16 protein-coding genes are annotated in these 26,186 nt (G+C 57.5%); 5 read left to right on the forward strand and 11 right to left on the reverse strand.

The genetic code is table 11. The features are described 5' to 3' along the window. Nucleotides 1-4 precede the first annotated feature (4 nt). From Q0I19_RS07190 to Q0I19_RS07210, 5 genes are all read right to left on the reverse strand, one after another. The gene (locus tag Q0I19_RS07190; protein ID WP_294760743.1) at nt 5-1,372 is read right to left on the reverse strand and encodes an MATE family efflux transporter; all 1,368 of its coding nucleotides are present in this window, start codon (nt 1,370-1,372) and stop codon (nt 5-7) included. A gap of 105 nt (nt 1,373-1,477) precedes the next feature. Beyond that, on the reverse strand, nt 1,478-2,779 hold the full coding sequence (locus Q0I19_RS07195) for a TRAP transporter large permease (protein WP_294760742.1): 1,302 nt from the start codon (nt 2,777-2,779) through the stop codon (nt 1,478-1,480). Further along, nucleotides 2,776-3,285, reverse strand: a complete 510-nt coding sequence (locus Q0I19_RS07200) for a TRAP transporter small permease (RefSeq protein ID WP_294760741.1) — start codon at nt 3,283-3,285, stop codon at nt 2,776-2,778. The genes Q0I19_RS07195 and Q0I19_RS07200 overlap by 4 nt, the downstream gene beginning before the upstream one ends. 3 nt (nt 3,286-3,288) lie before the next feature. Continuing rightward, complete coding sequence (locus Q0I19_RS07205; protein ID WP_294760740.1) at nt 3,289-4,320, reverse strand: TRAP transporter substrate-binding protein; 1,032 nt, start codon at nt 4,318-4,320, stop codon at nt 3,289-3,291. 69 nt (nt 4,321-4,389) lie between these two features. Next, nucleotides 4,390-6,915: a TIM-barrel domain-containing protein gene (locus Q0I19_RS07210; RefSeq protein ID WP_294760739.1), complete on the reverse strand. Its 2,526-nt coding sequence runs from the start codon at nt 6,913-6,915 to the stop codon at nt 4,390-4,392. Nucleotides 6,916-7,150: 235 nt separating this feature from the next. Here Q0I19_RS07210 and Q0I19_RS07215 point away from each other — a divergent pair, with 235 nt between their 5' ends. Together Q0I19_RS07215 and Q0I19_RS07220 are read left to right on the forward strand one after the other, a co-directional pair. Continuing rightward, nucleotides 7,151-8,059: an AraC family transcriptional regulator gene (locus tag Q0I19_RS07215; RefSeq protein WP_294760738.1), complete on the forward strand. Its 909-nt coding sequence runs from the start codon at nt 7,151-7,153 to the stop codon at nt 8,057-8,059. Nucleotides 8,060-8,470: 411 nt separating this feature from the next. Continuing rightward, nucleotides 8,471-10,678, forward strand: a complete 2,208-nt coding sequence (locus Q0I19_RS07220; protein ID WP_296023497.1) for a hypothetical protein — start codon at nt 8,471-8,473, stop codon at nt 10,676-10,678. A 118-nt stretch (nt 10,679-10,796) separates the two neighbouring features. Here the strand turns inward: Q0I19_RS07220 and Q0I19_RS07225 are convergent, their stop codons facing one another. Together Q0I19_RS07225 and Q0I19_RS07230 are read right to left on the reverse strand one after the other, a co-directional pair. After that, nucleotides 10,797-12,002 carry an aminotransferase class I/II-fold pyridoxal phosphate-dependent enzyme gene (locus Q0I19_RS07225; protein WP_294760736.1) on the reverse strand — a complete coding sequence of 402 codons (1,206 nt, stop codon included), beginning with the start codon at nt 12,000-12,002 and terminating at the stop codon, nt 10,797-10,799. A 207-nt stretch (nt 12,003-12,209) separates the two neighbouring features. Further along, the gene (locus tag Q0I19_RS07230; protein ID WP_294760735.1) at nt 12,210-14,471 is read right to left on the reverse strand and encodes a glycogen/starch/alpha-glucan phosphorylase; all 2,262 of its coding nucleotides are present in this window, start codon (nt 14,469-14,471) and stop codon (nt 12,210-12,212) included. Between the two features lie 139 nt (nt 14,472-14,610). Here Q0I19_RS07230 and Q0I19_RS07235 point away from each other — a divergent pair, with 139 nt between their 5' ends. From Q0I19_RS07235 to Q0I19_RS07245, 3 genes are all read left to right on the forward strand, one after another. Beyond that, nucleotides 14,611-15,465, forward strand: a complete 855-nt coding sequence (locus tag Q0I19_RS07235; RefSeq protein WP_294760733.1) for an AraC family transcriptional regulator — start codon at nt 14,611-14,613, stop codon at nt 15,463-15,465. Nucleotides 15,466-15,511: 46 nt separating this feature from the next. Next, complete coding sequence (locus Q0I19_RS07240) at nt 15,512-16,276, forward strand: MBL fold metallo-hydrolase (RefSeq protein WP_294760732.1); 765 nt, start codon at nt 15,512-15,514, stop codon at nt 16,274-16,276. A 97-nt stretch (nt 16,277-16,373) separates the two neighbouring features. Then, entirely contained in the window at nt 16,374-16,712 is a 339-nt protein-coding gene (locus Q0I19_RS07245; RefSeq protein WP_294760731.1) for a hypothetical protein, read from the forward strand. A 52-nt stretch (nt 16,713-16,764) separates the two neighbouring features. On the opposite strand, the gene Q0I19_RS07250 is transcribed toward Q0I19_RS07245, so the two are convergent. From Q0I19_RS07250 to Q0I19_RS07265, 4 genes are all read right to left on the reverse strand, one after another. Then, nucleotides 16,765-17,310: a GtrA family protein gene (locus Q0I19_RS07250; protein WP_294760730.1), complete on the reverse strand. Its 546-nt coding sequence runs from the start codon at nt 17,308-17,310 to the stop codon at nt 16,765-16,767. Between the two features lie 13 nt (nt 17,311-17,323). Further along, nucleotides 17,324-19,738, reverse strand: coding sequence for a glycoside hydrolase family 3 C-terminal domain-containing protein (locus Q0I19_RS07255; RefSeq protein ID WP_294760729.1), 2,415 nt, complete (start codon nt 19,736-19,738; stop codon nt 17,324-17,326). 33 nt (nt 19,739-19,771) lie between these two features. Continuing rightward, the gene (locus tag Q0I19_RS07260; protein ID WP_294760728.1) at nt 19,772-22,765 is read right to left on the reverse strand and encodes a glycoside hydrolase family 3 protein; all 2,994 of its coding nucleotides are present in this window, start codon (nt 22,763-22,765) and stop codon (nt 19,772-19,774) included. Nucleotides 22,766-22,968: 203 nt separating this feature from the next. Next, on the reverse strand, nt 22,969-25,827 hold the full coding sequence (locus Q0I19_RS07265) for a glycoside hydrolase family 3 C-terminal domain-containing protein (protein WP_294760727.1): 2,859 nt from the start codon (nt 25,825-25,827) through the stop codon (nt 22,969-22,971). Nucleotides 25,828-26,186 lie beyond the last annotated feature (359 nt).

Raw genomic sequence — 26,186 nt, forward strand, 5'->3', positions numbered from 1 at the left:
TCTATTATTCCGCGCCAACCGTCTGTGCTGCCTGCCGGGTCCTTTTGCGCAGGAACAGGACGGTCATAACGCTGCAATACACAAGTGCCAGCGCCCAAGCGGCGGGGCTGGCCAGACAAATACCCACAAAGCTGCCGGTCTTGACGGCTGCCCAGCCGCAGACGGCGCGGCCGACCAGCTCGCCCACACCGCTCAGCACGGCGTGCAGGCTGTAGCCCATACCCTGCAGGGTGTTGCGGAAGATCATAAGTGCGCCGTGGAAGCAGAACAGGCAGCTGATGATGCCCAGATACTGCACCGAGAACGCAGCGGCGGCGTCGGCAGTGCTGCCCAGCACAAGGCAGGTGAACGCACCCTTGCCGACAAAAATAACAGCCCACGCGGCGGCGCAGTAGATCCACTGGATGGCAAGACCGGCGCGGATGCCCTGCCGGATGCGGTCATAATTTTTGGCGCCGTCATTTTGCCCGGCGTAGGTCGCCATGCCCATACCGACCGATTCCATCGGCAGGGTGAACATCTGGCGGATCTTGTCGCCCGCCGTCTGCCCGGCAATGGCGGCGGTGCCCAGCGCATTGATGGAACCCTGCAAAATGACCGCACCGATGGCGGAAACCGAATACTCAAACCCCATCGGCAGACCGACGCGGCAAAGCTCCCGCATATGGGGGCCGGAAATGCCGCGCAGCCCCTCGCTGTTGTGCAAAAGATCCGTCTTGCAGAACAGCCAGCCGAGGTTCAGCAGTGCGCTGACAAGCTGGCTGAGTACCGTTGCCAGCGCTGCGCCCGCCACGCCCATGGGGATGACAGCAATCAAGAGATAATCCAGCGCGATGTTCAGAAAACTGGAAATCAGCAAGAAGAGCGTCGGATGGCGGGAATCGCCCGCGGCGCGCAGCGCACCCGCGCAAAAGTTGTAGACAATGCCTGCCGGGATGCCCCAAAAGACGATGCGGACATAAATAGCGGCGTCACCAAAAATATCGGCGGGGGTTTGGATCATCTGCAGCAGCGGGTGCGTCATGCTTACGGTAAGCAGCGTCATCACCAGTGCCAGCACGCCGCAGAGCCAGCAGCCGTTCCAGAAAAAGCGCCGGAATTCTGTATGGTTCCTGCCGCCGACTGCCTGCGCCAGCGGAATGCCAAAGCCGATGCAGCAGCCCTGTACAAAGCCGAGGACAAGAAACCCCAGCGAATGGGTGCAGCCTACGGCGGCAAGCGCCTGCTCGCCCAAAAGGCGCCCTACCATCATGGTATCGACAAAGGAATACAGCTGCTGAAACAGCGTGCCCGCCACAAGCGGCAGCGAGAACATCAGCAGCTGGCGCATCGGTGCGCCCTTGGTTAAATCCATGGTGCTGTTTTGTGACATGGTTTCCTCCGAAGAAACATATTTTCTCCATTATATCACAAAAGCCGCCCTTTGTGGGCGGCTTTTGGCATGGGAAAGGAAAAAGAAAGAGAAAAAGGGAGGAAATCAGATCAGATGCATCAGACTGGGCAGACCCAAGGACAGCGCCGGAATGTAGGTGACTGCCAGCAGCGCGGCAACCAGCGCCACAAAGTACGGAATCAGCTTGGAGGTGACCTGCTCGATGGAAACGTGTCCAATGCCGCAGCCGACAAACAGAACCGAGCCGACCGGCGGGGTGATGTTGCCCAGGCACATATTGAAGATCAGCATAACGCCGAACTGAATTTCGGTCATGCCGAAGCTGGTGGCGATGGGCAGGAAAATCGGGGTGAAAATCAGGATGGCGGGTGTGATGTCCATAAACATACCGATGACCAGCAGGATGATGTTCATCAGCAGGAAGATGATGTACTTGTTGTCGGTCAGGCTCATCAGACCGTTGGAGATGGCGGCGGGAATGCCGGAGTACGCCATAACAAAGGACATCGCGGAGGAAGCGGAAATCAGGAACAGGATGATGCCGCTGGTCTTGGCGGAGTTCAACAGGATATCGAGGAAGCCCTTGAAGTCGATGCTCTTGTAAATGATGGAGAGGATCAGGCAGTACAGCACGGCGATGCCGGCACCCTCGGTGGCGGTGAACACGCCGGAGACGATGCCGCCGATCACGATGACGATCAGCAGCAGGCTGGGTACGGCGTCCCAGATGGTTTTCAGCACGCTCTGGCTGCGGTCAAAGCCGGTGGCCTTCATACCCGCCTTTTTGGCGCCGATAAAGGCAACGATCATGCAGCACAGACCCATCAGAATGCCGGGAATGTAGCCTGCCATAAACAGGGTGGAGATGGATACGCCGCCCGCGACGGTGGAGTAGACGATGAAAGCGGAGGTCGGGGGGATCAGCAGACCCGTGGGGGCAGAGGCAATGTTGGCAGCAGCGGAGTAAGCGGGGTCGTAGCCGTTTTCTTCCTCAATGGGGCTGATGCAGCCGCCCATGGCGGACGCAGCGGCAACGGAGGAACCGGACAGCGCGCCGAACAGCATATTGCCCAAGATGTTCGCCTGAGCCATGGAACCGGGGATCTTGCCGACAAACAGCTGGGCAAAGTTGACAAGGCGCTTGGCAATGCCGCCGTTGTTCATAATGTTGCCCGCCAGAATGAACAGCGGCACAGCCAGCAGAGAAAAGCTCTCAACGCCGGAGTTCATCTTCTGCATCGTGATAAAGGTGATCTGATCCCAGGACAGCGTGGACATGGCGGTCACGATGGAGGACGCCACAATGCTGATGGAGATCGGCACGCCGAGGAACAGCAGGATGCCGAACACGGCAAACAGGATAACGGTGGTCATAGTGATACTCATTGTTCTGCGCCCTCCTTAGAATCGACTTTTTCGCCGGTGATATCCTCATAGATATTGATGATCTGCGCCAGCACAATAAACACGCCGGAAATCGGGGCGATGGAATAAACCAGACTGCGGGGAATGCCCAGCAGTGCCGAGAACTCGCGGCTGGCAGACACGGCCAGCTTGAAGCCGCCGATGGTGAATACGAAGATCGCCATCAGCAAAATCAGACCGTCAATGGCAACCAGCAGGGCGGTGTGAGCCTTGCCGGTGAACTTGTCGCGCACCAGCGTCAGCGACATATGCTCGCGGGTGGAAAAGGCGTAGGCGGCGCCGATAAAGCCCGTCCAAATCAGGCTGTAACGAACCAGCTCCTCGGTAAAGGCAACAGGGCTGTTGAGGACATAGCGGGAGAAAACCTGAATCAGAACCAGCACCGTCATAAAAGTAAGCAGCACGGCGCAGGCGATGCTCAAAATTTTGTCCATCCAGAATTTGATGGCAGCAAAGGTGTTTTTCATCACTTACTCCTCCCCTCTTGCGGCTTCCACAGTGTCCAGCAGCGTCTTGACGCCGGGATACTGCTCCTCGTAGGCTTCGATCATCGGCTGGGTGGCGTCGCGGAAAGCCTGCTTGTCCACATCGTAGACAAAGGTCACGCCCATGGTTTCCTGCGCTTCCTTGACGGCTTCCTCCACGGCGGTGTCCCACATAACCTTGTGGGCGTCGGTGGAATCGTGGGCAGCCTCCAAGAGGATCTGCTGATCCTCGGGGCTGATGGTTTTCCAGACCTTTTCGCTCATGATCAGAACGTCGGGGATCATGGCGTGCTGGTCAACCGAGTAGACCTTGCAGACCTCGCCATGCTTGCCGGTGGTCAGGGCGGTTTCGTTGTTCTCGGTGCCGTCGATGATGCCGGTCTGCAGCGAGGTGTACACATCGCCGTAGGACATAGCAACGGGAATGCCGCCGAGGTAGCTCATCATATCGGTCTGGCTTTTCATATCCTGCACGCGGATCTTAAGACCCTTGAGGTCTGCCGGGGTGCGGATGGCCTTATCCTTGGTGTAGAAGGAACGTGCGCCGGAGGTGTAGTAGGTCAGCGTGACAAAGCCGTCCTCCCCGGTGGAGAGGAAGAAGTCCTGCATCTCCTGCGAGTCCATAACGTGGTAGAAATCCTGCGTGTCCTCAAAGATATAGGGCAGACCAAAGGCGTTGTACGCCTCGTTGTAGGTGGCAAGACCGGGCGCGGAAACCTTGGTCATGGCGATGACGCCTGCCTGCAGCTGTTCGAGGTTTTCGTTTTCGCTGCCCAGCTGACCGTTGGGGAAAATCTTGACCTGAATGCGCCCGTCGGTCTTTTCGTTGACCTCCTCGGCAAACTGGGTCATGGCGATATGGACGGTGTGCGTTTCAGACAGACCGTGCGCCAGCGTCAGAACCAGCGGGTTTTCGGCGCTGTAGCCGGTGTCGGTCGCGGCGGTGGCACCGCAGCCGGTCATAAGCCCGGCACCCAGCACCGCCGCAGCGCTCAGGGCTGCAATTTTTTTGAACATAGCGTTTCTCCTTCTTGTGGGTTGTGATGCGTTGGTTTTTTACTGACCTTATATACTTTCCACTCTCTGTTACATACCGATCAGGTCAAACTGCTCGAACGAAATCAGGACCTCGTAGTCCTTCTTGGGGTTCGGATACTTGATCTGTACGCTCTTTAAGCGCTGGCTGTAATACCAGCCGCTTTCCGCCTCCTCAAACTTGCGGCGGTGCAGGAAGTGCGGCAGCTCCTTGCCGTCCAGCTGCACATAGAACGGGGACTTTTCGCGGTGAATGACATCCAGGCTGACATTCTCGACCGCCGTTTCGTAATGGCCCTCGTTCGTAAAGCGCACGACCGTCTTGACGCCCGCCTGTACAGCGATCTTGGTTTTCAGATACGCGCCGTTGCGGTAGTCGTTGGTGCGCCCGTCGTCCTCGTACATCGTGAATTCCGAATCCACATCCGGCGCCATCAAAATGTTGAGGGCGGTGGTCTTTTCGGTCATCAGGTTGTGCAAAGGGGTGTCGCTCATCGGCAAAATGGCGCCGCTGCGCACAAACAGCGGGATGCTGCCCAGCTCAACGGGGACGTTGACCGTCTGCCCGGGGGTGTAGCCCTCGTGGGTGTAAAAGTCGTAGAAGCGCTCGTTTTCGTTCTCGGTCCGGGGCAGGTAGACGGGGCGCACGGTCTGACCCTTCTCCACAACGTTGGCAACCAGCAGGCTGTCACCGAACATAAAGTCAACGCCCTCGTCATAGGTAGCGGCATCGTTCTGGAACACCGCAAAGGTCGGCTGCCAGATGGGCAGACCGTTTTCGTGGGCGCGCTCCATCAGTGCGTAGAGCGTCGGGCTGAGCTTGTAGCGGAAGTCGATAGCGTCCTTGATGTACTGCTTTTTGTCGCTGTACATCCACGGCTCGGTGACGGTGTTGTCGGTGTTGGTCGAATGGATGGAGAAGCGCGGCTGGAAGATGCCGTTCTGCACCCAGCGCACGAACAGTTCACCCTCCGGCGCAGGGCCGAAGAAGCCGCCGATGTCGCAGCCGTGGTTGGACACACCGCACAGCGCCATGCCCAAAATCGTGGCAATGTTGTATTTTAAGGTATCCCAGCAGGTCAGGTTGTCGCCCGCCCAGACCTGTGCGTAGCGCTGGATGCCCGCGTGACCCGAACGGCAGACCGAGAAGGGGCGGCAGTCGGGGTCGTATTCCTCAATGGCCTCGTTGGAAAGCTGGCACATCAGGTTGCTCATAACCGGCTTCATCGTGCCGATGGTGCTGCCCTTGCCCTCAAAATAGACCTTGGCGTCCTTGTCTACCAGCGAGTCATACTCGCAGTTGTCGTTCCAGATCGAACGGCAGCCGTACTGCAGCAGGGCGTCCTTGATGTACTGCTTCCAGTGCAGACGGGTGGATTCCTTCGTGTAGTCCACGAACAGTCCGGGACCGCCCCACCATGTGCCGACGGCCAGGCCATCGACGCCGGCGTTGTCGTCAGAGGCGGGCAGGAACATCCCCTTCTGCTTCATCTCGTCCAGCAGCGGGTGAACCAGCAGCATACCGGGCTTGATGTTGGGCGAAACCACGATGCCGCGCTTGTCCATCTGGGCAAACCAGTCTGCCGGGTCCTTAAAGCGCTTGTGGTTCCAGGTAAAGGTGCAGCGCTTGATGCCCTCGGCCGTTTCAACAGCGCAGTAGCCGCTGGAAAGCTGGAACCCGTCGGCGGGGATGCCCTCCTCGCGGGTGGTGTCGATGAAATCCAGCACCGCGTCGTCGCTGTTTTCGGGCAGTTCGGGGTAGTACATCGAGCTGCCGAGGTAGCCGAGCGCCGCCTTGGGCAGCATAACGCTCTTGCCGGTCAGGTCGGTGTAGCGCTCGATGATGTCGCGGATGGCGGGACCTGCGATCAGGAACAGGTCAATGTCGCCCGCGTCGGTGCGGTAGGTGGAATAGCGATGCCAATAGTTGCGCTTTTCGCGCCCCATATTGAAATCGCACTCGGCGGTGTTGTGGTAAAAGTAGCCGACCGCCTGCTTGGTGCTGCGGTTCAGGCGGATGTAAAACGGGATGTGCTTGTACAGCGAGTCGGTTTCCTTGGCGTTGTAGCCCATGGCGTCGCCGGGCGCCATATTCATAAACTTTTCAGCCTTGTTGATCTCGCCGGATTTCTCGCCAAAGCCGTAGAAGCAGTCATCGGCTTCGATCTGGCTGGCGTGGATGCGGCGGTGGTTGCTGTCCTCGCGGTAGGCAAGATCGGGAATGTCCGCGTGCAGCAGGCTGCCGTCCCTGTCGTAAACCAAAATGCGGAAAGGCGCCTTTTCAATCACGACCTTCAGGCGGCTGCCTTGGATCACGGCCTGCTTGTCGCCGTCGGTCAGAATGGCGTCGGCGGGCTGTACGCGCTTGCGGCAGTCCCGCATCAGGGCATCGGTGCGGGATTCCCACGCGGTCATCGTCAGGCTGTAGGAGGCTTCGTCCCAGTCGCCGTCAAACCCGGCGCGGATGCGCAGGATATCGTCAGTCAAAAACCAGATGCGCAGCTCTGCCGCGTTGGTGGCAACGGCGTAGTAGCTGCCGCAGTCCCGGACGGTGCCGCCGGTGTAGCACACTTTCATAGTTTTTCCCCTTTCTCTTTTTGCGGTGCCCCCTGTTTGGCTGGGGGATGCTTGCGGCGAAAACTAGCAATATTGCACAAAAATGCGCGCATATTTTTGGTATATATGTGTTTGTCGCCTTATCTCGTCATTATAATATCAAATCCATTGCGAAATATCTCTGCTTTTTGTGGCACAAATGTCGCAAAATGTGATATAATCGCAGCAAAGAGATTTTTCGGCGGAGGGTTCAGCTATGCTTGTGCAAAAAATGCCGCACTACGTTGATTCTGTTTTGACAAAAGAAAAGGCCGCCACCTCGCTGCAGGGCGGCGATGTGGAGGTCGCGTTGTATACCAACCAGTCCAACAGTCAGTCCGTCGTACACTCGCACCCGTATTACGAGTTGATCTTGCCTGTTTCGGGCAGCAGTGTGCGGTATTCCGTCGGCGGCAGCGTCTACGACTTACACCTGGGCGAGCTGATTTTGTTTTCCGGCGAGGTGTTCCACTCCGGCAAGTTCAACATTACAGCTGACACATCGGAGCGTTTGGTGGTGCAGATTTCCGCCGATATCTGGAAGAAGGCGATGGCGCAAAGCGGGCTGACCGAGCAATTTTGGGGCAGCGAGCCGGTGATACTGGACGCAAACGCGGTGCTGCAATGGGATTTGAGCGGCTTGCTGCAGCGTATGGCGCTGGCGGCCGGGCTGGAGGCACCGATGCGCCAAGCCGTTGAACTGTGCGAGGTCACCGAGCTGCTGTTGCTGTTCAGCCATATCATTCACGGGCGGCACACCGCGCCGCCGCCCTCCGCCACCAGCCTGCTGGTCGCCAAGGCGGTTGCCTACCTGCAAGCCAACTACACCGACCCGCAGCTGACCGTCGCGCAGCTTGCCAGATATACCTACACCAGCCGCGAGCATCTGTCCCGCGTATTTAAGGAGTACACGCTGGAAAGCGTACACGGCTACCTGACCAACCTGCGTATGCAGCACTGCCGCAACGCCATTGCGGCGGGGTTCAGCGTGCTGGACGCCTGCACCGCCAGCGGCTTTACGAATTACAGCAGCTTTTTGAAGAGCTTCCGCGCGCTGTACGGCATCACCCCCAGCGAGTACCGCGCCGCCCTGCGGCCAAATAAAGGTGCGGAAATATCAAGCTGAAAAGGCGGCTTTTTTGTGTGGAGAACAACAATATTTTGAACAACTGCTTGCGATTTTAAGATAAGTCTGCTACAATAATATAGTATATATATCGCAATTTTGAAAGGAGGGCTTGACAATGTCCGTGAATGGTGCGAAAATGGCTCGGCTCGGCTCGGCTCGGCTCGGCTCGGCGGTAGTATCGCGCCTTTTGTTCAGTGTGTCAAGCTCTATTACATCAATTTGTCAGATAAAATCCGGAAACTGGGTGTACTATGCCCTGTTTCCGGATTTTTCTTTTGCGGGAAAGGGGGATCACTGCCGAAACTTTACGCCTAAATGTCAGGTGTTGCGGATGTTTCAATCTATTTTATCGGTACACTTACTGCGGCAGCAATTTTTCATGATTTAAAAACACGAGGAGGAATGAAAATGAAGAAAAAAGTTCTTAGCCTTCTGCTGACGCTTTGCCTTGTTATGACTTTTGTACCAATGGCAGCGTTTGCTGAAGGAACTTCAGTAGATAATTGGGACGGTACGGCAGATACAAGCTGGTACACCGAACATAAGACGGATACTGAATACCATTTCACCACTGCCGAACAGTTGGCCGGTTTAGCCCAGTTAGTCAATGACAAAACTACACCTGTATTATTTGGAGGAAAAACGATTTACTTAGATAATGACCTCGACTTATCCGGCATCCAGTGGACCCCCATTGGAAATGGTGACAACTTTGTCAGACATTTTGCTGGTACCTTTGATGGGCAACATCATAAAATCATGAATCTGTACCATCACTATACTGGGGACGAACTTGTTCGAAATGGACTTTTCGGAGTTGTTTCTGACGGTGGTACATTAAAGAATTTACTTGTTATAGACGCTGATATTGCCTCAAATGATGGTTCGTTACTTGCCGGCATTTTGGCAGATTGGGTCAATGGCGGCACAGTTGAAAACTGCTATACAAGCGGAAAAATAGAAAACAATGTTGGCGACAAGATGGTTGGTGGACTGATTGGTCAATGCACTTGGAGTACACAAGTAAAAGGCTGCGCCTCAGACGCCACGGTTATCAGTACAGAATCCGATGAAGATCATGTTGATACCGTTGGCGGGCTGATTGGTCAGTGGGAAAACTCTGCGGACAGCTCGTCGATTACTGATTGCTGGTTTGGTGGTTCTGTTTCCTGCAATAATATCTATTCAGCTGTAGGTGGTATTCTCGGTGCAAACTTTGAAAACTTCTCTGGGAACAAGCCTGGCGTAATAATCAAAAATTGCATAGTTGCAACAAAAAACATCACTGGCGCTGAGCCTGGCAATATCACTTGGATTACAGCTGTTGTAAAGACCCATGTTACCGACTGCATTTGGCCGGATACCCCTCCTGATGGTGTAACGCTTGATGAAGAAACATATCCTGATAATAAAGGCAATTACTTAGCCGTTGCTAAGCTGGTGGTTGATTGGGATGCAGGTACTGCGGGTGCCGACCCGACCTTTGACCAGTCATCGTGCGGCACTGCTGTCTCCAACTTCACCTCCGCAGATGTCCTTGCTGGCTTGCAAACCAATGCCGGTGCGGGCATTGAGTGGGTTGCCGGAATCGGTCATCCAACTTTTGTGTGGGATGACAATAACATCCCCGCTGATTACACAGCTGTCGATGCAGCCATCGCAAGGGCAACGGCTCTTGATAGCAGCCTTTATACAAATTATTCTGCGGTAGAAGATTCCATTAACTCTGTTGACCGAGCAAAAAGTAAAGCCCAGCAAGCAGAGGTTGATGCAATGGCAAAGGCTATCGAGGATGCAGTTTCCGCCCTGCAATACAAGGGTGCTGACTACACCAAAGTAGACGCAGCCATTGCCAAGGCAAATGCATTGAAGAAGGATGACTACAAGGATTTCTCTGCTGTGGAAACCGCTGTCGGCGCTGTTGTGCGCGGCAAGAACATTACCGAGCAGAGCAAAGTAGACGCCATGGCGAAGGCCATCGAGGATGCCCTTGCCGCCCTGCAATATAAAGACGCCGACTACACCAAAGTAGATGCCGCCATCGCCAGGGCAAAGGCTTTGAAGAAGGATGACTACAAGGATTTCTCCGCTGTGGAATCTGCTGTCGGCGCTGTTGTGCGCGGCAAAAACATTACCGAACAGAGCAAAGTAGACGCCATGGCGAAGGCTATCGAAGATGCCCTTGCTGCTTTGCAGCACAAGGATGCCGTCAGCACGCCGAAGCCCACGCCGAACAGTACACCGACTCCTACCAAAACGCCCGCGCCGGACAACACAGCGGCTGCTGTCCAAACACCCGCGCCGGTCAGCGCAGCGGCTCCTGTCCAAACGCCCGCGCCGAACAGAACGTCGGCACCTACCAAAACACCCGCGCCGACCAAGACAGCGGCTCCCACGGCAACGCCCGCGGCCGAAAGTACGGCGACCCCTACCCCTACTCCCGCACCTACCGCAACGCCGAGTTCCACGCCCTCGCCAACACCCGCACCTCAGGACACCGTTCCGCAGGACAGCCATACAAGCAGCCCTGCATTGTTGATCACCCTTATCCCTGTTATCGGCGGTGCAGTCTTTGCCATAGCTGTTTTTGGCAAAAGGAAAAAGAATAACAGATAACGGAACATCAAACCCGTTGCTCTAAGAAAAAGCCCGGCATCACGTTAAACACGCGATGCCGGGCTTCTTTCATGCTTGCAAGGCACACAAAAGGCAATGCCTTGGGGTTTATAGAAAATCAGGCGTTGAATACATACTTATCCAGCCGGGCAAAGGCTTCCTGCACGCGGCTCAGCGGCAGTGCCAGGTTCATACGGATGGCGCACGGACCGTGGAACATCCGCCCGTCCTGCCACGCCACGCCGACATCCCAGCCGGCCTTTTGCACCTCGTCAATGGTCTTGCCGTGCGTTTCGCACCATTCGGTGCAATCCAAAAACAGCATATAGGTTCCCTGCGGCTTGCTGACCGCAACGCCCTTGAAATGCTGCTGAATATAGTCGCACGCAAAGTTCACATTGCCGGACAATACCTGATTCAGTTCGTCCACCCATTCATAGCCCTCGGGGCGGTAGGCACCGATCAAGGCGTGCATGGACAGCACGTTCATATCGTTGTAATGCGGCTTGGAGCTTTTGGCAACAACGCGGTCGCGCAGGTACTTATTATAAATAATGTGGTAGCTGCCCACAAGCCCCGCCAAGTTGAAAGTCTTGCTGGGTGCATAGACCGCCACGGTATGCTGCCGCGCCCAGTCAGAAACCGACTGGGTCGGGGTATGCGTATGCCCGTTCAAAAGAATATCAGACCAAATTTCATCGGAAATCACAAGGCAGTCGTTTGCCCGGTAGACCTCCATCGCCTTCTCCAGCTCCCATCGTTCCCAAACGCGCCCGCAGGGGTTGTGCGGGCTGCAAAATACCGCCACATGGATGTTTTCGGCTTTCAGCTTGGCGTCCATATCCTCGTAATCCATACGCCATACGCCGTTTTCGTCCTTTTTCAGCGGGCTGTGGACGATTTTGTAGCCGTTGTTTTGGATGCTCATAGTAAAGCCGATGTAGGTGGGGCTGTGCAGCAGCACGCCGTCGCCGGGCGCGGCAAACGCGGTCAACGCCGAGATCACGCCGCCCAGAACGCCGTTTTCGTAGCCGATATCTTCCTTGGTCAAGCCGGTCACGCCGTTGCGGGTTTCCTGCCAGCGTATGATGGAGTCATAATATTCGTCCGTCGGCTTAAAGTAGCCGAACGCCGGGTGCTTGGCTCTTTCGATGATCGCCTGCGGGATGGTGGGGACGGTGGGAAAATTCATATCCGCCACCCACATAGGGATAACGTCAAAGCCGTCCTTGGGACGATCCGGGGCAAAGCCGGTACCCAGACCGTCCACGGCGATGGCGTCCTTGCCGTGGCGATCCATAAGGGAGGTGAAATCGTACTTCATACTAAGGTTTCCTTTCCGTAAAACACTTTTTATCAAGTATAACACTTCCGACAGGTTTCGTAAATAAACCCCCGACACGCACCTGCTTTTTCGCCTTTTCGCCACAAAAATGCGGCTGACTTTTGGACAACCTGCGCAAAGAAGGCACCGCCCATCGGCGGTGCCTTCTTTGCTGTTTTATTCTAAATCCCACACGGCTCTATACCGTTATTTCCCCAAATGCCAGATGTCGCGGTCATATTCCGCAATGGTGCGGTCGCTGGAGAAGAACCCTGCCTTGGCGATGTTGACAAGGCACTTGCGGCGCCAGCCCATCGGGTCGCAAGCGTAGTCGCTGAGGGCCTGCCCCTTGCGCACCACATAGGCGTTGAAGTCCGGCAGCGTCTGGAACCAATCCTTGTGGATCAGCTCGTTTTGCAGGCGCTGCAGGTTTTCCTGCTGCCCGGCTGCCAGCATCTGCGGGCCGGTCAGGAAGTCCACGGCGCGGCGGATGTTGGGGTCGCCCTCATACCACTGCGCGGCAACGTAGTCCCCTGCATCGTAGCGGTGGATGACCTGGTCGGAGGTCTGCCCGAAGATATACAGATTCTCCGGCCCGACCTGCTGGCTGATTTCGACGTTGGCGCCGTCCATCGTGCCGAGGGTCAGCGCACCGTTGAGCATAAATTTCATATTGCCGGTGCCGGATGCTTCCTTGGAGGCAAGGCTGATCTGCTCGGACAGATCGCAGGCAGGGATCAGCTTTTCTGCCGCTGTCACGTTGTAATTTTCCACAAAGACGACCTGCAGCCACGGGGACACCTCGGGGTCCTGCGCAATGACCTTGGAGAAGGTCAGCAGTGCGTGGATGATATCCTTGGCGATGGTGTACGCGGGCGCCGCCTTGGCACCGAAAATGCTGACCAGCGGCACGGCGGGCAGATGCCCTGCCTTGATTTCGTAATACTGGTGGATGAGGTACAAGAGGTTCAGCTGCTGGCGCTTGTACTCGTGCAGGCGCTTGGACTGGATGTCAAACACCGCCTGCGTGTTGACCTTGACATTCTGGGTGTGCAGCAGCCAATCCGCCAGCGCCTGTTTGTTCGCGGATTTAACGGCGGTCAGCTCGTCCAGCACGCTCTCGTCATCGGCAAAGGCCAGCAGCTTTTCCAGCTCGGCGGCATCCTTGCGGAAGCCGGAGCCGATATACTTTTCCAGCACCTCGGTCAGGCGGGGGTCACATTCCAGCAGCCAGCGGCGGAAGGTGATGCCGTTGGTCTTGTTGTTGAACTTTTCCGGGTACAGCAGGTAAAAACCGTGCAGCTCGGAATTTTTCAGGATCTCGGTGTGCAGCGCCGCCACGCCGTTGGTGGAATGGGTAAAGTGGATGTCCATATGCGCCATATGCACGCGGTCATCCTTGTCGATGATGGCAAGGCTTTCGTCCTCGGTGCGGGTGCGTGCCAGCTCGTCCAGCTTTTCGATGATGGGCATCAGCTGCGGCACCACGGCGTCCAGATAGGCGCGCGGCCACTTTTCCAGCGCTTCCGCCAGAATGGTGTGGTTTGTGTAGGCGCAGGTCTTGGTGACGATCTCGACAGCCTCGTCAAATTCGATGCCCTTTTCGCCCAGCAGACGAATCAATTCCGGGATGACCATACTGGGGTGGGTGTCGTTGATCTGAATGGCGGCGTAATCCGCCAGGTCGTGGTAGTTGCAGCCGCGGGCGGCACATTCCGCCAAAATCAGCTGCGCACCGGCAGAAACCATCAGATACTGCTGGTAGACGCGCAGACGACGCCCTGCTTCGTCGGAATCATCGGGGTACAGGAACAGCGTCAGGTTCTTGTCGATGACGGTCTTGTCAAAGGAAATGCCGTCCTTTACAATGCTCTCGTCAATGGTGTCCAGATCAAACAGGTTCAGCGTGTTGGTGCGCGCGCCGTAACCGGTGACTGCCAGCTTGTACAGGCGGGCGTTGTAAGTCTTGCCTGCCAGCTCCACCGGGTAGGTGATGTCGGTTTTCTCTGCCCAGCTGTGGGCGGTAAGCCACGGGTCGGGCTTTTCGTTCTGCAAGCCGTTTTCAAAGCTCTGACGGAACAGACCAAAGTGGTAGCGCAGCCCCACGCCGTCGCCCGGCAGACCGAGTGTTGCCAGCGAATCCAGGAAGCAGGCAGCCAGACGACCCAGACCGCCATTGCCCAGGGAAGGCTCCGGCTCGACTTCCTCAATGTCAGACAGGTTCTTGCCGGCGGCTTCCAGCGCGGCGCGGGCGTCATCGTACAGACCCAGATTGATGAGGTTGTTGGACAGCAGCTTGCCGATCAAAAATTCGGCGCTGATGTAGTACAGCTTGCGTCCCGTGACGGGCTGCACCTTGCCCGCGCTCTTTTGGCGCACAAGCTCCAGCAGCGCCAGATACAGTTCCTGGTTCGTGCAGTCAGCCAGCGGCTTGCCGGTGTATCCTTGCAGCAGTTCGGTAAAGTTCATAAAAAGTCCTCCTTTACTGTTACGACCGGATGTCCCATCCATTACCTAAGGTATACCACACAAAAAGAGAAAAAACTTGCGCATTTCCTGCAAAATATGGTACAATACTATCATTCAGGGGCAACGGAGGAACGAAAGTATGAAAAACCAGTCTGCCTTGCAGGAAACCAAGCACCACGGCGCGGTGCGGTTCCCGTTCAATATTTACCCTTGCACGATACCGGGGGATTTCCGGCAGGTGGCGGTCCACTGGCAGGACAGCATGGAACTGATCTACATAAAGCGCGGCGCCGGGCTTGTGCAGACCGGGGCGCAGGTGTATCCGGCGCAAAGCGGGGATATTTTTGTGCTGACACCGGGTACGCTGCACGCCATACGCCAAGCGGAAAACTGCACCATGGAGTACGAAAATATCATTTTTGATTTGGAGCTTTTGGGCGGGGCGGAGGATCTTTGCGCGGAAAGATACCTGCTGCCGCTGCAAAGCGGACGCCTTGCGCTGCCGGAACGGCTCTCCCCCGCTGATGCGGGCTACGCCGAGGCGGCAGCTTGCCTGCAGGAGGCAGAGGACGCCAACCGCAGCCGCCGCCCCGGCTATGAACTGCGCATAAAGGGCGCGCTGCTGCGGTTTTTGGCGCTGCTGATCGCACAGGGGCAGGCCCTGCCCCCTGCCGAAACTGCCAGCACCCAGCGGCTGAAAGGCGTATTGCAGTGGCTTTCGGCGCATTACAGTGAGCCGCTTTGCATCGCGGATGCCGCCGCGCTGTGCCAATGCAGCCCCAGCCACTTTATGCGGTGGTTCCGGCAGATGACCGGGCAGAGCTTTATTACCTTTTTGAAGGAATACCGCCTGAACGCCGCCGCCGAAGCGCTGCACGCCACCGACGATACCATCTTGAATATTGCCGGGCAGTGCGGGTTTGAGAATCTTTCGTATTTTAACCGCGCATTCAAGGCGCATTTCGGTATGACCCCGCGGGAATACCGGCGATGACCTTGTCATAGGTCTGTGAAAAATTGTAAGGGTTGTGAATCCTTTTATGAATACATGGTTTACCGTGGAACAGGTGGATTCGCAGACATTTGCCATCAGCGAATACAAGCATTGGGAGGAAACACACTGCTACCTGCTATGCGGGCAGGAAAAAGCCGTTCTGATAGACACCGGGCTGGGCGTTTCCGACATAAAAAGAGTTGTGGATCGTTTGACGCCGCTGCCGATTGAGGTGATTACAACACACGCGCATTGGGATCACATCGGCGGGCACAAGTACTTTGATTCTATCGGCGTTCACGAGGCTGAAAAGCAGTGGTTGTCCGATGAGTTCCCGCTACCGCTGCCCGTTGTCAAGAAAAATCTGACAAGACTCCCCTGCGATTTCCCGCCGGAGTTTTCCTTGGATGCGTATCGGATCTTTCAGGGTGTGCCGCAAAGGATCCTGCATGACGGTGACCGCTTGGATTTGGGCGGGCGGGAAATCGAGGTCATCCATACACCGGGACACTCCCCCGGGCATTGCTGCTTTTACGAGCCGGAGCGAAAGTATCTGTATTCCGGGGATTTGGTGTACAAGGGCTGCCTGGACGCCTTTTATCCCTCCACCGACCCGCAGCAATTCTATCAATCCGTACAGAAAATACGCTTCTACGATATTTGCAGGATTTTGCCCGGACATCATCAGTTGGATGTCCCTGTTTCGCTGGCGGCAGATATCGAAGCCGGATTTTCGCAGCTGGAGCAAAGTGGGAAACTCCGGCAGGGAAACGGCATTTTCTCGTTTGGGAATTTTCAAATTCACATATAAAAATGGGTATTGGGAGGAGCGCATATCGTCCGAAGAGACGGGGCATGACCTACTCCAGATAGGAAAAATCTCTTTCGACCTCGGAAAGGAGCGTACCATGAAAAAACTTGTCCCTTGGCTATTTGCCTCTGCCGCCGTTATGCTGATGCTGCCCGCACTGGCAGTCCGCTTTGTAAATGCGGATAGCGGGATGGCAGTATGTCTTGCGTTGTTTTTTCTCGCAGACCCGCTGTTTTCCGCTTGCATCGGGGTGTATGCCGGGCGGGACCCACAAAGGCTTTGGAGCTTGCCGATTTTTCCGGCGGTTTTCTTTTTGCTCGGTGCCTGGTTGTTTTTGGACGCGGGCGAAACGGCATTTCTTTTCTATGCAGCGGCCTATGCCTTGTTGGGATATGCCGCCATGCTGATTTCCTGGTTTATACGAAAAAAACCATAATAGATGTATTCTAAAAAAGTCCCTGCAGGAATTCCTGCAGGGACTTTTTGTATCAGTTTTTGCTTTCCGGGAAGATGATTTTATTGACAAAGAAGAAAATCACCATCGAGATACCGCCGTTCAGCACCGTGGTGCCGATGTTGTAGATAAAGTCCGGCACCAGCAGCCCCGCCACGGCAACCCACACACAGTTGATGGAGTTGACGATGCAGGTGATGATGCAGAACGCCAGAACATACCATGCGATCTGCTTGCCCAGATTCCCCTTGCTGCGGAACACAAAATTGCGCTGGATCGGGAAATTGATGCACTCGCCGATGACCATGGCGATCATATACGCGCAGAAGTACGGCAAACCGCCGTGGGCGGCATCATAGCCGAGAATGTTCCACTGAAAGGTTTCGCCAAACAGTGTGACAGGGATGCCCGGCCAGCCGAAATCCACGACAGGCAGCCCGGCAAATGCCTTGGGCAAAAATTGCAGCAGCAGGTATTTGAACACGGTGATCAGGTTTGACACGATGACGAAAAGTCCGCCCTCACGCACCCATTTGGCGGCGGCGGGGTGCTTTTCCGCAAAGGTATTCCAAAACTGCATAAGTAATCTCCCCTCAGACCCCGCGCAGACGGCGTTCCATCTGTGCGTTCAGAATTTGATTTTTGACGGCTTCATAGATGACCCGCACCAAGCCGATGATCCAAAAGCCCTGCAATTCCATAACGATACCGTCCACCATACCCATACTGATGGCGCCGCCCGTCATTTTGGCAAGGGCGCGCAGCGGCATATTGTACTGGAACAGAATGTTCAGATCCGGCTTGCCCTTTTTATAGCTGGCGTTCAGCAGGGCAGTCAGCACCGCCCAAATCAGCCAGCCCAGCGGGCTGCGGCTGTGGTTCAGCTCGCCCAGCGTCATATTGCGGTCAATTTTGATTTTGTCCTGCGGGATGGCGTGTCCCAGCAGAGCTTCCCACTCGGCGTCGGGTACGTTCTGCACGCTGCCGGTTCTGTAGTGCGGCAGCGTTTTGCCCGCATAGGGGTCGGGGGCATCGGTACCGGCAATGTCCACAGCGGCAGTCAGGCGGATATCGGCGCTGGATGCACCGACGCGCAGCTCATACTGCCCGCCCTCAACTTCCCAGCGGTTGGTCTGGGTGTTCCAGTAGCGGAACGCCTTGTCGTCCAGCGGAATGGTTACGGTTTGGCTTTCGCCGGGCTGCAAATGCACCTTGGCAAAGCCCTTTAATTCCTGCGCGGGGCGGAAAATTTTCGCGTCGGGCTTGGCAACGTACAGCTGCACGATCTCCGCACCTTCGCGGGTGCCGTTGTTGGTCACCGTCAGGGTCACGCCGTCGGCGGATGCCGTTAAGTCAGAATACGCAAAGCTCGTGTAGCTCAGCCCGTGACCGAACGGGAACGCCACCGGCACACCGGCGGTTTGGTAGTAGCGGTAGCCGACGTACAGCCCCTCACGGTACTGCACGGTGCGCCCTGCCCCGGCAAAGTTGTCCTTGGCAGGGGTGTCCTCGTAGCGGTTCGCCCAGGTTTCCGCCAGCTTGCCGCAGGGGTTCAGCTTGCCCGTCAACACATCCAGCACCGCCCCGGCACCCGCCTGCCCGCCCAAGGCACCGTACACAACGGCACGGCAATGGGTCAGCCACGGGGTTTCCAGCGAGGAACCGGCGTTCAGCACCACCACGGTGTTGGGGTTGGCTTGCTGCACGGCTTTGAGCAGAGCGATCTGGTTGTCTGCCAGCTTCATATCGGTGCGGTCAAGACCTTCGCTCTCTTTGATCTCATCCAACCCCAGGAACAGCACGGCAACGTCCGCCTGTTTCGCCAGCGCGACAGCCTCTGCCTCTTTGGCAGCGTCTGCCCTGCCGCGGCGGTCAAAGCCGGAGGCAAAGCCCAGCACCTGCAAGCCGCTTTGGGCAAGGTTTTCCAGCACGGTATCGACCTTGATGGAGTTCACAGCGCTGGAGCCTGCGCCCTGATAGCGCGGGGTTTCGGCAAAATCACCGAGGATGGCAACCTTGGTATCGGCAGCCAGCGGCAGGATGCCGTCGTTTTGCAGCAGTACCGTGCTTTCGGCAGCGGCGCGGCGTGCCAGCGCGTGGTGGGCATCGGCGTCAAAGCTGCGGCTGTGCTTTTGCACGGCAGCGCTTGTATCGAGCACCAGCGTCAGCAGCTCGTCCAGACGGGCGTCCACATCAGCCTCGGTGATTTTGCCGCTTTGCACGGCTGCCAGCAGCTCGCGCACGGCATCGCCGCCCGGGGCGGGCATTTCCAGCGTAGAGCCGTTCTTCACGCCCAGCGCGTGGTCGTTGGAACCGCCCCAGTCGGTCACGACAGCCCCGGTGAAGCCCCAATCCTTGCGCAGGATCTCCTGCAAAAGGTGGGCGTTCTCGTTGGCGTAGGTGCCGTTGACCAGATTGTAGCTGGACATAATGGTTTTGGGTGCGCTTTCCTTGACCACGATCTCAAACCCGGTCAGGTACAGCTCGCGCAGGGTGCGCTCGTCCAGCACGGAGTCGGACGCCATGCGGCGCAGTTCCTGGCTGTTGGCGGCAAAGTGCTTGGGGCAAGCGGCGATACCCTCGCTCTGGATGCCCCGCACATAGGCGGCTGCCATCTTGCCCGAAAGATACGGATCTTCGGAAAAATACTCAAAGTTTCGTCCGCACAAGGGGCTGCGCTTGGTGTTCAGACCCGGTCCTAACAGCACGGAAACCTCCTGCGCGGCGGCTTCCTCGCCCATGGCGCGCCCGATCTCCTCGCCCAAAGCGGGGTCCCAGCTGCACGCCACCGTGGCGGCCGTGGGAAAGCAGGTGGCGGGTACGCTGGGGTTTAACCCCAGATGATCCGCCGCCCCGGCCTGCTTGCGCACGCCGTTGGGGCCGTCCGACAGGGTGATGACAGGCACGCCCGCCTTTTGGTAACCGCGGGTGGTAAAGGTACCCGCGCCCGAAAGCAGCGCACATTTTTGCTCTAAATTCAGTTTTGCAATGATTTCAGTGTTTTTCACAGGGACGCACTCCTTCTTTTAGGGAAAATCAGCTTAGTTGTTCTTATTTTCAGCCTTGCGGGCTTTGTGCAGCTTGACATCGCGCACAACGCCGCGAATCGCCAACGCAAACAGTGCCACAGCGACAAGGTCGATCAGGGCAACAAGGTGACGCCAGCCGAACACAGAGGTCTTGAAGTCATGGCGCAGCGCGGTGGCATCGCCGATGCTTTCTGTATAGTCGCGGTTGGTCACGCGGACGTGCAGGTACATATACAGGGCTTCCTTGGTGGCGCGGCGCAGAGCCTGCTTGTAGCTGTTGGAGCCGGTTTCGCAGGTCAGTTCACCGCTGGTGAAGCCTGCCATCCACAGGCTGCCGCCTGCGCGCAGGGCTTGGTCGCCGTTCATAAAGCTGTGGTGGTCGGCGTAGTCAGTGATGACAGCGCCGTCAAAGCCCCATTCATCGCGCAGGATACCGGTCAGCAAGGCTTCGCTGCCGCCTGCCCAGACAGCGCCGATACGGTTGTAGCTGCTCATCAGACCGACTGCGTCGTAATCCTCGACCAGCATCCGGAAGGGGCGCAGGTAGGTTTCGCGCAGGGTCTGCTCGGTCATCCAGGTGTAAACGGAATCACGGTAGATGCCGCTTTCGCCGTCGTTGCAGATAAAGTGCTTGACGTAGGTGTAAACACCGGCGTCGTTGGCACCCTGCACGGTATTGCCGCAGATCACGCCCGACAGCAGGCTGTCCTCAGAATAATATTCGTAGTTACGTCCGTTAAAGGGGCTGCGGTGCATATTGGTGGCAGGGGCGTACCAGCCGGTATAGCCGTTTTGCAGCGCCTGCGTGCCGATGGTGCGACCCTCCTGCAGGGCAAGGTCGGCATTCCAGGTCTGTGCCAGCGTGCTGGAGCTGGGGAAGCCGGTTCCGGCACCCATTCCGGTAAAGCCGCCGATCTGGGCAGGACCGTCTGCGTCCTTGCTGCGCGCCTTGCCGACGCTCTTGAGTTCTGCCAAGCCGCCATAAGCGTTGATGAACAGGTTTTCCATCTCGTCCACAGTCAGCTGATCCAGCAGGGCATCCCACTGCGGGTCGTTGAAGTCCGAGCCTAACTGATAGCCCAACTCGGTGGTCTTGCCGTTTTCTTCAATTTTCAGACCGTTCTTGGCACCGGTGGTAATGGCTTCGTCGGCTTCGCTGATGTAGCCGTTTGCCATATCGGCGGTGTAGAGGTTCAGCGCCTTGACGTTGTCGGTCATGGCACGGCTGGGGGTGCAGCTCTTGGGGAAGGTACCCGCAAAGTCGGCGCGGGTCATATAGGTGATGTTCTGGGCAGAGTCGCTGCCGTCCACGCTGACGCCGTCGATGGCATCGCTGCCGGTAAACTTGTTGCCGACCTCATTGCCGGAAACACTGTCGGTGGGATACTGCACATTGGCGGGCAGCGTGCAGGTCAGGGTCGCCTTTTCGGCATCGTCCACGTTGTGGGCATCGTGGCGCACGGTAAAGATATAGTCGCCGGCATCCAGCTCATAGCCGGCAAAGCCGTTATGGTTGGCATCGTAGGCATCGTAGCTTGCCATCTTCTCCACAGGGATGGTCAGGGTAAGCTCCTCGCTCTCGCCGGGCTGCAGCTCCTTGGTCTTGGCAAAGGCGCCCAGCTCAACGCTGGATTTCTCAATTTCTCCGGCAGTATACGGGGCAGTGTAGTACAGCTGCACAACATCCTTGCCCGCGCGGTCGCCGGTGTTGGTAACGGTCACTTTTACCGTTACATCGCCGTCCTTAGTCAGGGTGCTGCCGTCAGCGGAGGCATCGGTGATGTCCCAGTCAAAGCTGGTGTAGGAAAGACCGTAGCCGAAGGGGTACTGCACAACGCCGTCATAGCCGGTGCCGTACTCGTTGGAAACGTCGCTCCAATAGCCCTCGGTGTCGGCGGTTTCGTACCATTTGTAGCCGATGTAAATGCCCTCGGCGTAGTCTACATAGGAAACCTGCTCGTAGGCATAGGGGGCATCGAGGTTGCCGCAGGTGGTGCCGTCTGCCGGGTACAGACCCTCGGCATCGGCGTATGCGCCCACGCCCTCAAGACCGGCGTTCGCATAGCTGGCGGCGGTGGTCAGATCATAGGCCCAGGTGTCGGCGGTGCGTCCGCTGGGCTCTTTCTCGCCCCACAGCACCGCGGGGATGACCGAGGCAGCCTCTGAGCCGGACAGTCCGGCAATCAGGCAGGCATCCACACCGGGGATGGTTTCCAGCTGACCCAGCTTCATCACGTTGGTGGAGTTGACCAGCACGACCACGTTTTTGTAGTTGGCGCCGACGTAGGTCAGCAGATTTTCTTCCTCGGTGGTCAGCTCCAGCATCGTGCGGGTGTCGTCCACCACGATGTCGCCGCCCTTTTCGGTGCGCTTGTACTGCTGCTTGGTGGCGTCGTTGCTCTCGCCCGCCAGACGTCCGATCACGACCACGGCAGTGTCGGAGTAGTTCTTGGCGTTATCCAGCATCGTCGGGGTGTAGTAGGCGGTGTTCTGAATGTCCGGCTCATACAGACGACCGGACTGTTCGGGGCGGCTGTTCAGCGTGCGGACGTATTCACGACCGGGCTGGAAGTCCTTATACATATCGGTCAGCTCGGTGTTGTACTCAATGCCGTAGGCAGTCAGGGCAGCCAGCAGGTCGGTGTTGACGGCATTTACGCCGCCGGAGCCGGAGCCGCCGCCCAGCCATGCGGTGGATGCCCAGCCGAACACGTTGACCTTTTTGGTGTCGGCGCTCAGGGGCAGGGTGTTGTCGTTGTTCTGTACCAGAACGGTACCCTCGGCCTCGACCTCGGCTGCCAGGGCTTCTGCCTTCAGCTTGGTGTCGGCGATCTCGGTTTCGGAATAGTTGCCGGTGGGCGCGCCGATGAAGCTGTCGATGATGGTTGCCATCGTGGACAGCATATAGGTGCCAGCCAGCGCCGCGACTAACAAGATCGCGGACAGTACCAGCCCGATCCCGTGCAGTACGGGATGCGGCTTGCGGACTTTCGGTTGCTTTGCCATTTGCGTTTCTCCTCTTCAACATCGCAAAAGCGGGCCCATGCTTTTGTGTTGATTCTATTGTAGCAGGCAAATTCCCGTTTGGGTCACTTTTTGCATAACCTGCCGGTTTTGAAGCATAATCCGCAAAAAAGCAAAATGCGCAGAAAAAAAACCTGCGCATTTTGCCTAAATACAGTCTTATTTGGTTGTGCATCCTGCCAAGGTCATTTCTTGGCAGCCTTAGCAGCCTTCTTCGCCTTGCGCTCGGCTTTCTTGGCAAGGTAGCGCTTGCTGGCCCACAGGGCGCGCACAACCTTGAAGCCGAAGAACCACATCAGCGCCGCAAAGACAACGAGCGCCACATAGGCGTACTGCCAGGTGGGGATGATATTCTTGACCACCGTGTCAGCGTCGACGCCGTTCATGGCGTTGGAGTTGGCCACCGCGTACAGATAGCGGTGGGCTGCGGTGCGGGCCGCCTGCATGACGGTGGGCGTCAGCTCGTCGTCCTTCAGGTCCCACATATTGTAGGCAGTATTCAGCCACAGGTCGTTGCCCGCGGGCAAGCCCTCGCGGATGTCACAGTAATTGAAGCTGGCAAACGAGGTCTGGTCGGTAATGACAAAGCCCTTGTAGCCCCACTCGCCGCGCAAGATGTTCGTCATGATGCCCGCGTGCCCGCCGATCCAGCGGCAGCCGATACGGTTCATGCCGCTCATGATGCCGACGGCACCGCCGTTGACGATGCTCATTTCAAAGGGCTTGAGGTAGAGCTGGCGGGCGCTCTGCTCGTTGACGAACATTGCGCCACCGATGCGGTTCGTCTCCTGATCGTTGAAAGCAAAGTGCTTGATGGTGACGATGCCGCCCTTGCTCTGGAAGCCTGCCGTCTCGGCTGCGCCGAACACACCGGAAATGTACGGGTCCTCGGCGTAATATTCAAAGTTACGGCCGGCGTTGGCAGTGCGGTGGATGTTCATGGCCGGGGCGTACCAGACCTGCACACCGCTGGAAAGGCTGTCCTCGCCCACCAGCTTGCCGCGGCGGCTTGCCAGATCGACATTGTAGGTAGAGGCCAGCACGACGGCGGGCTCATAGGCCATGCAGTGCAGGTTGCCGCCCGCCAGAGTGCTGGAAATGCCCGCGGGGCCGTCCTTTTGCACGGTGCCGGGCACACCCGCGCTCTGCACGGCCATCGTGCCGTAGCCCGCGTGGCGGATCAGGTCGTAAGTCTCCTTTTTGGACATCTGGCTCAGCAGCGTTTCCCACCGGGTGTCGTCATAGTCCGCACCGATCAGGTCGCACAGCTTGAGGTCGCCCGTTTGGTCAAAGGCGGGCATCTCCGCGTTCTCGTCCTCGGGGCGGGTGATCTCCAGCGCGGTGAGGACGGTTTCAGGGGCGTCCCAGCTGCCGTTCTGGTAGGTTGCGGGCCAGGTGCCCGTCCAGTCGCTGCGGCTCAGGTACGTAAAGTCTGGGTCATAGGTCTTGATGTCGGCATCGGACATCAGCGTCGTGACCGCCGCGCCCGTCTCTGCGGTTGCGTAGGTCTTAGTGTCCGTGGCGGCCTGGGTGTACAGGGCGGTGAAGTCGGCGCTGCCGTCCACCGCGGCCCCCTTGGCGGCCAGAATGTTGTTGGCAGCCGCGTGGGCGTTGGCAGCCGCGGTCAGGTAGTAGTCTCCTGCTTCCACAATATACGTGCCCTCGCCGTAGGCGTCGAACACCTTGAGGGTGCTCTTATCCACGTCGATGGTGACGGTCTGGCTCTCGCCGGGCTGCAAAATGTCGGTCTTGGCAAAGCCGACCAGCTCGACGGCAGACTTTTCAATACCGTTGGCTTTGTCGTAGTTGGTGTAGGGACTTTGCAGGTACGCCTGCACAACGTCCTTGCCCGCGGCGCTGCCGGTGTTCTTGACCGTGACGTTCAGCGCAAAGCCGTTGGCTGTCTCGGTCATTTTGTAGTCGGACCAGGTGAAATCGGTGTAGCTCAGGCCGTAGCCGAACGGATAGACGACCTGGTCGTCGTAGTCGTAATCGCCCGCATTGCCCTGGCCGAGAACGGCGTCCTCATAGCGCGTCTCATAGTAGCGATAGCCGACGTAGATACCCTCGGCGTAGACGATGTACTTGTTGCCAGAGGTCACATTGCTGTTGGTGATGGTGTAGTCGCCCAGGTTGGCGGCAGCGGGGCTGCCCACCGGGTCAACCGCCCAGGTGTCCACCAGATGGCCGCTGGGGTTGACCGTGCCGTTCAGGGCCTCGCCCACGGCGTAAGCCCCCTCCTGCCCCAGCGCGCCGACCCACAGCACGGCGTCGATGTCATAGCGAGCGATCTCGGTCATGTTGATGGGGTTCGTGACGTTCAGCACAAGCACAATTTTGTCGAAGCGGCCCTGCGCCATCTCGATCAGGCTGCGTTCCTCCTCGGTGAAGGAGAGGTAGTCCACGGACAGGTCGACGCTCTCGCTGCCGCTGCGGCCGATGACGATGATGGCCGCGTCGTTGTATTCGGCCATGCTGTCAAATTCGGTCTGGGTGTAGGCACTCTGCGGGGCCTCGTTGGCTGCAAAGCGGCCCCGGCCCGTGACGCTGGGCACTTCCTTTTTATAAGCTGCACCTGCGCCGGTGGTGTAGAAGTCCCACAGCACAGGGTTGACGGTGAAGCCCGCGTTTTCCAGCGCCTGGCGCAGGGTGGGCGCGGTGGAGGTATCCACGCTGCCCGCACCCGCGCCGCCGTAGACGAGGTCAGCGGCGCTCTCGCCCAGCAGGGTCACTTTTGCGCCCTTGGCCAGGGGCAGGGCGCTGTCATTGTTGCGCAGCAGGACCATGCCCTCTTGCTCGATCTCGCGGCAGAGCTGGGCTGAAGCCTCCTCTGCTGCCGCAGCGGATGGGTAGTCACTGGTAAAATACTGCGGGTCGCTGCCACCGATCTTGGCGGTGGTGGAATGTCCATTGGCCATGCTGACCATGGCCGCGTAGTTGTTGGACAGCGGTATTGCGATCAGACAGGCCGCGCCCAGCAGCGCAAAAATCAGCGCCAGCAGAACGGCCAGGATGCGCCGCAAAACGCATAGGACAGTTTTCATAAGCTTTTCTCCTCTTCTTCGGGCGTTTCCGACGGCCCGAAATCTTGCTGGCTTTATTATACTGTGCTTTGGCCGCTTTATTTTAAAATTTACACAATCTGCTGTTTTTGGCGCACACTTTGCAATCTACCCACCTGACCGCACAATTTTTGTTGTGATTTTGTACAAGTGTGACCACAGTTCCTTTGTGCAGGTTGCCGGGCAGCAAAAAACGCAGTTCCCGGCCATGGGACTGCGTTTTTTGTTCTGCGGCTGCCGCCGCGTTGTTCGGCGGCCAGAGGACTGGCCGCTCTACCGAGCAGTAACGAAAACATGATTGTAGGGCGGGCAGTCCCCTGCCCGCTGGGAATGCTGATACG

Source organism: uncultured Gemmiger sp., assembly GCF_934561205.1.
GTDB lineage: Bacteria > Bacillota > Clostridia > Oscillospirales > Ruminococcaceae > Gemmiger.

Excerpts from the sequence above, each read along its gene's own strand:
- Q0I19_RS07190 (WP_294760743.1), bottom strand. The coding sequence starts at position 1,372 with ATGTCACAAAACAGCACCATGGATTTAACCAAGGGCGCACCGATGCGC.
- Q0I19_RS07195 (WP_294760742.1), bottom strand. The coding sequence starts at position 2,779 with ATGAGTATCACTATGACCACCGTTATCCTGTTTGCCGTGTTCGGCATC.
- Q0I19_RS07200 (WP_294760741.1), bottom strand. The coding sequence starts at position 3,285 with ATGAAAAACACCTTTGCTGCCATCAAATTCTGGATGGACAAAATTTTG.
- Q0I19_RS07205 (WP_294760740.1), bottom strand. The coding sequence starts at position 4,320 with ATGTTCAAAAAAATTGCAGCCCTGAGCGCTGCGGCGGTGCTGGGTGCC.
- Q0I19_RS07210 (WP_294760739.1), bottom strand. The coding sequence starts at position 6,915 with ATGAAAGTGTGCTACACCGGCGGCACCGTCCGGGACTGCGGCAGCTAC.
- Q0I19_RS07215 (WP_294760738.1), top strand. The coding sequence starts at position 7,151 with ATGCTTGTGCAAAAAATGCCGCACTACGTTGATTCTGTTTTGACAAAA.
- Q0I19_RS07220 (WP_296023497.1), top strand. The coding sequence starts at position 8,471 with ATGAAGAAAAAAGTTCTTAGCCTTCTGCTGACGCTTTGCCTTGTTATG.
- Q0I19_RS07225 (WP_294760736.1), bottom strand. The coding sequence starts at position 12,002 with ATGAAGTACGATTTCACCTCCCTTATGGATCGCCACGGCAAGGACGCC.
- Q0I19_RS07230 (WP_294760735.1), bottom strand. The coding sequence starts at position 14,471 with ATGAACTTTACCGAACTGCTGCAAGGATACACCGGCAAGCCGCTGGCT.
- Q0I19_RS07235 (WP_294760733.1), top strand. The coding sequence starts at position 14,611 with ATGAAAAACCAGTCTGCCTTGCAGGAAACCAAGCACCACGGCGCGGTG.
- Q0I19_RS07240 (WP_294760732.1), top strand. The coding sequence starts at position 15,512 with ATGAATACATGGTTTACCGTGGAACAGGTGGATTCGCAGACATTTGCC.
- Q0I19_RS07245 (WP_294760731.1), top strand. The coding sequence starts at position 16,374 with ATGAAAAAACTTGTCCCTTGGCTATTTGCCTCTGCCGCCGTTATGCTG.
- Q0I19_RS07250 (WP_294760730.1), bottom strand. The coding sequence starts at position 17,310 with ATGCAGTTTTGGAATACCTTTGCGGAAAAGCACCCCGCCGCCGCCAAA.
- Q0I19_RS07260 (WP_294760728.1), bottom strand. The coding sequence starts at position 22,765 with ATGGCAAAGCAACCGAAAGTCCGCAAGCCGCATCCCGTACTGCACGGG.
- Q0I19_RS07265 (WP_294760727.1), bottom strand. The coding sequence starts at position 25,827 with ATGAAAACTGTCCTATGCGTTTTGCGGCGCATCCTGGCCGTTCTGCTG.